Annotated in this window: 7 protein-coding genes; 5 read left to right on the forward strand and 2 right to left on the reverse strand. The window is 46.8% G+C overall.

Annotated elements, in window-relative coordinates; translation table 11 throughout:
* Positions 1-498: GntR family transcriptional regulator (locus AB4Z17_RS21940; protein WP_441962066.1), on the reverse strand; the 498-nt coding region annotated here is incomplete at its 3' end.
* A 171-nt stretch (positions 499-669) separates the two neighbouring features.
* Between AB4Z17_RS21940 and AB4Z17_RS21945 the strand changes: the two genes are divergently transcribed.
* A complete protein-coding gene (locus AB4Z17_RS21945; protein ID WP_441909869.1) occupies positions 670-1899 on the forward strand; it encodes an MFS transporter in 1230 nt (409 codons plus the stop codon).
* A gap of 265 nt (positions 1900-2164) precedes the next feature.
* Here AB4Z17_RS21945 and AB4Z17_RS21950 read toward each other — a convergent pair whose 3' ends face one another.
* Positions 2165-3046 (reverse strand): helix-turn-helix domain-containing protein, encoded by an 882-nt coding sequence (locus tag AB4Z17_RS21950; RefSeq protein WP_441962068.1) that lies wholly within the window; start codon positions 3044-3046, stop codon positions 2165-2167.
* Between the two features lie 158 nt (positions 3047-3204).
* Between AB4Z17_RS21950 and AB4Z17_RS21955 the strand changes: the two genes are divergently transcribed.
* The 4 genes from AB4Z17_RS21955 to AB4Z17_RS21970 form a co-directional block, all read left to right on the forward strand.
* The gene (locus AB4Z17_RS21955) at positions 3205-4284 is read left to right on the forward strand and encodes a Gfo/Idh/MocA family protein (protein ID WP_441962070.1); all 1080 of its coding nucleotides are present in this window, start codon (positions 3205-3207) and stop codon (positions 4282-4284) included.
* Between the two features lie 33 nt (positions 4285-4317).
* The gene (locus AB4Z17_RS21960) at positions 4318-5154 is read left to right on the forward strand and encodes a sugar phosphate isomerase/epimerase family protein (protein ID WP_076270088.1); all 837 of its coding nucleotides are present in this window, start codon (positions 4318-4320) and stop codon (positions 5152-5154) included.
* A 228-nt stretch (positions 5155-5382) separates the two neighbouring features.
* Entirely contained in the window at positions 5383-7767 is a 2385-nt protein-coding gene (locus AB4Z17_RS21965; RefSeq protein ID WP_441962072.1) for a glycoside hydrolase family 95 protein, read from the forward strand.
* A 5-nt stretch (positions 7768-7772) separates the two neighbouring features.
* On the forward strand, positions 7773-8834 hold a 1062-nt coding region (locus tag AB4Z17_RS21970; protein ID WP_441962074.1), incomplete at its 3' end, for a glycoside hydrolase family 3 protein.

The following is an 8834-nucleotide window of genomic DNA, read 5'->3' on the forward strand; positions in this document are numbered from 1 at the left end:
GGTGAGTATATGCTGATTATTGGCAATTTGCAGTATCGTTTCATGAAACTCTTCATCATATTCCATCGCTTCATAGAGCTGCTCTTCACTAACTTTTTCCTTAAAGCTGGCATTAATAGCACGCAGCTGTTCAATATGCTCTGGCTGAATATTGTCGGCAGCAAGCTCAGCAGCTAATGCTTGAAGGGCTGTAAGGGGCGCATACAGCTTAAGAATATCTTCCTTGGCTAGCGTCGTGACTCGCGTCTCTTTGCCAGGAAACATTTGAATGAGTCCTTGAACCTCAAGCAATTGAAAGGCTTCCCTAATCGGTGTGCGGCTGACGCCAAGTGCCTCGGCAAGCTCTGAATCGTTAAGCTTCTCTCCGGGCTGAAGCGTGCCGTCGATAATCCATTTTTGCAGCTGGCTTAAGGTACGCTCCTTGGCGGATAGTCTAATGGGTGTTGAATAATCAGTTGGAATAGGCAGAGGGGATCCTCCTTTATTTTTTGGTTTCATTATGAAAGTGATAGGATAACAGTTTCGACAATATATAATATATCGCAGGTTCATTCATTGAAGCAAATGCCAAAAAATTTTAAAAGGAATTTATTGCTTTTATTTGCTTAAGGAAATATAATATGCGATATATTACATATTACATTCTATTTGGAGTAAGGAGAAAACTGTATGTCTAGTACTCAAGCTTCAATCGCAACATCACCGTCCGCTTTAAAAACGATATACCCATTGTTGTTCGCTATTAGCTTCGTGCATTTGATTAATGATACGATTCAATCGGTCGTGCCGGCATTATTTCCTATTTTGAAGGACTCGCTTTCACTGAGCTTTGCTCAAATTGGATTGATCTCTTTGATGATTAATTTAACTGCAGCGCTGCTGCAGCCTGTTGTCGGCATTTTATCTGATTCGCATCCGAAGCCGATGCTGCTGCCTATTGGCATGCTGTTCACAATGGGGGGCGTTGCTGCTCTTTCGTATGCATCGCATTTCTGGATGGTCATGGTCGCTGTTATGTTAATTGGAATTGGCTCAGCCGTTTTCCATCCAGCTTCTGCGCGGGTTTCCTATTTGGCGGCTGGGACGAAAAAAGGTACAGGGCAGTCGATCTTTCAATTTGGCGGAAATATTGGACAATCGCTGGCACCAATCATGACAGCTGTTCTGTTCGTGCATACTGGCCAGCGCGGTGTGATCTGGTTTGCTCTGGTCGTAACTATCGGGATTGTCATTCAATTTAATGTAGCCAAATGGTACGGCAAGCAGCTTGCACTGGAGCCAAGGAAGAGCACGAAGCAAGCGGCAAAGCCGGTCTCCAAACTTAATGTGTCCACTGGTAAAGTTGTATTTGCCATTACGATTTTAATGATTCTTGTGTTTTCCAAAAACGTCTATATTTCTGCGATCAGCAGCTATTACTCGTTTTATGCCATCGAGCATTTTGGACTCTCCGTCAGTCATGCTCAAATCGTATTGTTTGTCTTTCTTGCAGCGAATGTTATTGGCTTGCTTCTCGGCGGGGTGCTCGCTGATAAGTTCAGCCGTCGCAGCTTGATCTGGTTCTCGATCCTAGGAACTGCACCATTTGCGCTGCTGCTTCCTTATGCTAATTTAACATTTTCCGTTATTTTAATCTTTTTTGCCGGTTTAATCTTGGCCTCGGCGTTTTCCGTTATTTTAGTATATGCGAACGAATTGCTGCCTGGGCGGGTTGGCCTCGTATCAGGTGTATTTTTCGGAATGGCGTTTGGTCTCGGGGGCATTGGTTCGGCGGTGCTCGGCAATTTGGCAGATTCCATGGGTATTGAGTTTGTCATTCGCTGCACGTCCTATTTGCCTTTGCTCGGCATGCTGACGATTTTGCTGCCATCGGATCGCAAAGCCAAAGCAGCCGTTTAATCCGAGTGGACGATTTTCTCATTAGGACAATTTCCGCGCATTCCCCGCCTACATACAATGTTGGTATATAGCCTAATTGGTGCTGGGAGGGGAGTAACGCTGTGAATAAGCGGACTCTAATGATTGTTTCGCTTGTCATTTATGTATTGCTAGCTATCTTATTCCTCGTTTTGTCTATTTTTCATTAAACACATAACAGAGCAAGGGCTGTCCTAGAAGTAGATTAATCTACTCTAGGCAGCCCTTGTTTGTTTATTAGCTTCGGCTACTTGCCTGGCTGCTCCTGATTAAGCTTCATTTTACGGTAATCCTTCGGAACGACGCCCTTGGTTTCACGGAAAATACGGGAGAAGGTTTTGTATGAGCCATAACCAACCTCCAGCGCAATTTCAGCGACGCTCATATCGGTAGAAACAAGCAGGCTGCAGGCATGCCGCAAGCGCAAATCATGCAGGAAATGTACGAACGTTTGTCCAGTCGTTTGTTTAATGACTTCACTTATGCGAGACATGCTCAGTGAAAAGCGGCTTGCAAGGTCAGATAGCGCAAGCTCGTCTTGATAATGTTGATGAATATAATGAATGATCGGCCATACCGAGGCACTCGATTTGGAAGCGAGCCTTGAGGCTGGAACAGACGGCGCAATATTGCGGCGATAACGATCAAAGAAAGCTAATATTTCCTTCAACCGCACTTGCAGCATCGTTCGGCGCCAAGGCTCCTGCCCCGCATACTCACGAAACATATCTTCTATTAAATGCTTCATTCGTTCATTATCAGCTCCGCTAAGTTGAACGGATGGCGGCAGTGTATTCTGATCGATGAGGTCCATAAGGCCTTCCTCTTGTCCAGGCTCCATCAGCAAGTCCATGCTAAACATACAATTATAAAGAACAAGTGTACTCCCGGGCTCGGTAAATAGTTCATGCACCTGATAAGGAAGCACAAACGTAAACGTGCCGGGAAGCATTTGATGTTTTGCATCGTTGATCGATTCAGAGCCTCTTCCGTCTACAACATAAGAGAACTCCAAAAAATCATGGCGATGCGGCCTAAAGCCATGATAGAGACGGTTTAGGCTAATATGTAGGGGAGAAGAGGTATTCATATTTGGATACGTTTTCAAATAGTCAGGTATGTAGGTCATGAATGAATGCATTCCTCCGAAAATCTGAGACTTTTATCGAAAAACAAGCACGATTTCTCATCCCGTTTATTCTAACATAAATGAAGAGATCAAGCGTTACCAAAAACGAGTGCTTATTGCTGAGCAAGGGTTCATTCAAAATTATAGGAGGAATTTCATTGACTGCAGAAAATAAGATTAGAATAGGTATTATCGGTGCGGGAAATATTGGCAACGTCCATGCAGGAGAATTTTCTAAGCTTGGCGAAGAGTGTATCATTACGGCGATTACTGATCTGGATTTGAAGCGAGCAGAGAAAGCAGCCAAGCAATATGGTATTGAGCATGTTGCGGCTTCCAATGAAGAGTTGATTCAGCGAGCTGACATCGATGCGGTCATCATCGGTGTGCCTAACCAATTCCATGCTCCGCTTGCCGTTCAAGCTCTTGAAGCGGGCAAGCATGTATTGATAGAGAAGCCGATGGGCATTAACAGCGATGCTGCTCGTCAAATATTGAGAGCAAGCGAAGCAGCAGACCGTGTCGTCATGGTCGCTCATCAAATGCGCTGGGAATCTGTTGCGATGCAAATTAAAGAGCAAATCGACCGTGGTGAGCTTGGCAAAATTTATACAGCCAAAACGGGCTGGTTTCGCCGCAAGGGCATTCCGGGCTGGGGCACATGGTTTACACAAATGGATCAATCAGGCGGCGGCCCGCTTATCGATATCGGCGTTCACATGCTTGACCTTGCACTGTATTTGATGGGCAATCCAAAGCCGGTTTCCGTATATGGATCAACCTATGCAGAGTTTGGACCAAACCGTAAAGGGATTGGCACATGGGGTACACCGGATTGGGACGGAACGTATGATGTTGAGGACTTGGCTACGGCGCTAATCAAAATGGAAGACGGCAGTACACTCTCGCTTGAAGTAAGCTGGGCTGTTCATATGGATACGGACAATTCACCGTTTATCCATGTAATGGGCTCAGAAGGCGGCGCAAGCTATCGCGGTGCTGAAGGCAAGCTGCTTACAGAAAAATTTGATCGCCCGATTGAAAGTGTTTTGAGCAAAGCAGACAATGATGAAGGTGAGCGCGCTCGTCTTAGCCGTCACTTCCTTGCATGTATTCGTGAAGGTAAACAGCCGATTACTTCCGTATTGACTGGTTTGACGAACAATCTTGTGCTTGATGCCATATATGAATCATCGCGCACAGGCAATGAAGTGAAGCTGGATTGGAATCTAAATTAATTATAATTGATTGTAGAATGAGGAGGAATTTGTATGTTGAGAGGTTTAACTGGAGCGGGTCTTGGTCGAATCGAAAGTGATGAGCATCTAATTAAGCTCGCTGGCGCGTACGGATTTCAAGCTGTTGATTTGGATGCGGCGTCGCTAATTAATCGCTATGGCGTAGAGCAAGCGCGTGAGCTTCTTGCAAGCAATGGCGTAGTAATTGGCTCCATTGGCCTTCCAGTAGAATGGAGAACAACGGAAGAAGCTTTTCTTGAAGGATTGGAGAAGCTGGCTTCCTCAGCGGCTGCGGCTGCGGCTCTAGGCTGTACAAGCTGCTGCACCTATATTTTGCCTTCAACAGATTTGAAAGCAGCTCGCTTCATGGCACTTGCAACTCGCAGATTGCGTACTTGCGCTCAAATTCTAGGCGCTTATGGCATTCGCCTGGGCCTTGAATTTGTTGGCCCGCATCATTTGCGGACGCGTTGGGAGAATCCATTTATTTGGACGCTCGAGGAAACATTGGAGTGGATCGACGCAATCGGTGAGAGCAATGTAGGGTTGTTGTTTGATGCCTACCACTGGTATACGAACAGCCTGACTGTTGCTGATATTGAAGCGCTCCGTCCAGAGCAAATCGTCCATGTTCATATCAATGACGCGCCGGACGTACCGGTTGAGGAAGCACTCGACAACGGCCGCGTATATCCAGGTGAAGGTGTAATTGATTTAGTAGGATTCCTGCAAGCCCTTAATCGTATTGGCTATAAAGGTGCCGTTTCACAGGAAATCTTATCATCAGAAGCGGAATCGCAATCGCCGGAAGAGCTGGCGCAGCGCTCCAAAGCAGGCTTTGATAAAGTATTTGGCGCAGCTGGTCTGTAATAAATACTCCTTCAAATATAATATGGCTGTTAATTACATCGCTGCAAGCACACATCATCGTGCTTGCAGCGATTTTTTATTATTTAGCGAGAATTCGAAAAAACGCTAATTTTGACATGATTTTTCATGAAATGTATGGGGTACTGTCGAGTAGGGCAATTCCGTTATGATGAATAATAACTGTTTTTTAAAGCGCTGTGAACAGAGCGATAATAGGAGACCAAAAACATGGGATATAAAGCAGAGCAGCTTCATCCGTTAAGCCTTTGGTATAGGCAGGCTGCTTCACGATGGGAGGAAGCGCTGCCCATTGGGAATGGCCGATTAGGCGGTATGGTATTTGGCGTCGTGGAGCAAGAACGCATTCAATTAAATGAAGATACATTGTGGTCAGGCTTTCCGCGGGATACGAACAATTACGAAGCGCTGCGCTATTTGAAGCGAGCCCGTGACTTCATCGCAGATAAAAAATTTGTTGATGCGGAGCAGTTAATCGAGGCGAAGATGCTTGGAACAAACACAGAGTCCTATCAACCGATGGGCGACTTGTTTATAGAGCAGCATTTTGAACACGCGCATGATCAGGCCGCAGATTACATTCGCAAGCTTGATATTGATGCAGGCATCGCTGGTGCAAGGTTCCAAGTGGGTAAAACGGTTTACTCGCGCGAGATGTTCGTTAGCGCGGTGGATCAAGTATTATGCGTTAGATACGAGTCAGAAGGAGAAGATCTGCTAGAGCTTACAGCAGCAATGACTTCCTCCGTACAGTATGGAATCGAGGCAGCAGGCAGCGACGCTATCGTACTTCACGGTCGTTGTCCAAGTCATGTAGCAGACAATTATTTGGGCGATCATCCGCTGGCTGTACAGTATGAGAATGATCGCGGCATTGCCTTTCAAGGAAAACTGATGGTCAAGATAGAAGGCGGCAAACTATCGATAAACAGCAATAAGCAAATAAATATTCAAGGGGCAAGCTCGGCTACATTTCTATTAAGCGCAGCAACAAGCTTTGTGAATTTTGATGTTCAGCCTGACAAAACTGCTGCTGCCCTGACCGAGCAAAACGATCGCCTACTGGAGAAATCATTAACATTCAGCTATGAACAGCTGCGAGAGCGCCATGTAGGGGATCATCGAAGCTTGTTTCAACGCGTGCAGCTCGATTTGGGGCGGACGGCACAAGCTCAATTGCCGACAGATGAGCGGCTGGAAAACTATAAGCAAGGCAAACAAGATCCAGATTTGGAAGCGCTATACTTCCAATACGGCCGATATTTGCTTATGGCAAGTTCGCGGCCTGGCACGCAGCCGGCTAATCTGCAAGGCATATGGAATGACCGGGTTCAGCCGCCTTGGAACAGCGACTATACGACGAATATTAATACGCAAATGAATTATTGGCCGGCGGAAATAGCAAATTTGAGCGAATGCCATGAGCCTTTGTTTCGCTTGATTGAGGAGCTCAGCATCACGGGAGCCCGTACCGCGGCTATTCATTACAACAGTGCAGGCTGGGTAGCGCATCATAATGTGGATTTATGGCGGACATCAACGCCGACAGCCGGCCATCCAAGCTGGGCTTTCTGGCCGCTTGGCGGCGTTTGGCTGACGCAGCATTTATGGGAGCATTATTTATATCATCCGAGTGAAGCCTTTTTGAGAGAAAAAGCTTATCCCTTAATGAAGGGCGCAGCTTTATTTTGTTTGGATTGGCTTCAGGAGAACGACAAAGGGCAGCTGATGACTTCGCCATCCACGTCGCCAGAGAATAAATTTCTGACCGCACAAGGCGAGGTTAGCAGTGTTGCTGAGTCATCTGCTATGGACATTACTTTAATTGGCGAGCTGTTTGATCATTGCGCAGCAGCTGCGAGCTTGCTCGGAATCGATGCATCTTTCAAGCAGCAGCTGGAAGCAGCGAGGAGCAAGCTTCCTCCGCTGCAAATTGCGCCTAATGGACAATTGCAGGAATGGCATGATTATTTTGAGGAGCACGAACCTGGGCATCGTCACGTATCTCATCTATATGGCTTATATCCAGGTACGTCCATCAATCAAGAAACAACTTCGGAGCTTGTGGAAGCGGGCCGCCTTTCACTTGAGAGCCGCATAAACCACGGAGGAGGCCATACAGGCTGGAGCTGTGCGTGGTTAATTAACTTATTTGCGAGGCTGAAGGATTCGAAGTCTTCTTATCACTTTATCCATACTTTGCTTGCACGCTCTACGCATCCGAATTTGTTCGATGATCATCCACCGTTTCAAATCGATGGAAACTTTGGCGGTACGGCGGGCATTGCAGAGCTTCTGCTGCAAAGCCATTTGGGTTATATCGAGCTTCTGCCAGCGCTTCCGGGTGCATGGCCGGCAGGTTGCGTGAAAGGTCTTAAAGCGCGTGGCGGGTTTGTTCTCGATATGGAATGGACAAATGGCAAGCTGACGACTGGGCGCATGCAATCCACACACGGATCGATTTGCAGCTTACGATCGAAGGAATCCATTACCGTTGCCGCTTCAGATGGTACAGCTATCGATGCGTCAAAGCCATTTCCAACAAACAAAAATGAATGGTATAGCATATTTACATCCACGATAGAGGGGGAGTAAGCAATATGACGACCAGTATACGTTTTCCATTTGAAAATTTAGAGCTTCCGCTTGAAGAACGGGTAACCGATCTTGTTTCACGTTTTACGCTGGATGAGAAAATTGAATCGATGGTTCAATACCAGCCTGAAATAAAGCGATTAGGCGTAAAGCCTTACAAACATGGGACGGAAGCGGCGCACGGAATGGCGTGGCTAGGCGAAGCGACCACGTTCCCTCAGCCCATCGGGCTTGGCTGCACTTGGAATCCTGTGCTGCTGAAGGAAGTAGGCTCTACAATCGGTGATGAAGCACGCGTTTACTTTCAGCGAAACCCAGCCATCAACGGCTTGACGCTGTGGGCGCCAACGGTGGATATGGAGCGAGATCCGCGCTGGGGAAGAACAGAAGAGGCTTATGGAGAAGATCCTAAGCTGACAGGTGAGCTAACAGCCTCGCTGGTACAGGGCATTCAAGGCGATCACCCGCTTTACTTTAAAGCGGTAGCGACCTTGAAGCATTTTATCGGCAATAACAATGAAATCAATCGCGGCAGCTGCTCGGCGAGCATTGATCCGCGCAATATGAAGGAATATTATCAAGCAGCGTTCAAGCCTGCTTTCGTCAAGGGCGGCGCTCATTCGATGATGACCTCGTACAACTCGGTTAATGGCACGCCTACTATTTTGCACGAGGATGTAAACAAAGTAGTGAAAGCGGAATGGGGCATGAACGGCTTCATCGTCAGCGATGCGGGAGATTTGCTTGGTATCGTCAACGATCATCAATATTATGATTCTTATAAGAAGGCAGTAGCTCATTCCATCAAAGCAGGCATCGACAGCATAACGGATGATAAAGAAAAATCATGCGCGGCTATTCGCGAAGCTTTGACAGAAGGGCTGCTGTCTGAGCAGGATTTGGATAAAGCACTCATTAACACCTTCCGTGTACGTTTCCGCTTGGGAGAGTTCGATCCCGCTGAGCGGAATCCTTACGCGGATATGCCTGAATCGAAACTATGTGCGCCGGAGCATGGACAATTATCGTTGCGGGCTGCAAAAGAGTCGATTGTTTTGCTCAAAAAT

The organism is Paenibacillus sp. TAF43_2, from assembly GCF_052113545.1.
Taxonomy (GTDB): domain Bacteria; phylum Bacillota; class Bacilli; order Paenibacillales; family Paenibacillaceae; genus Pristimantibacillus.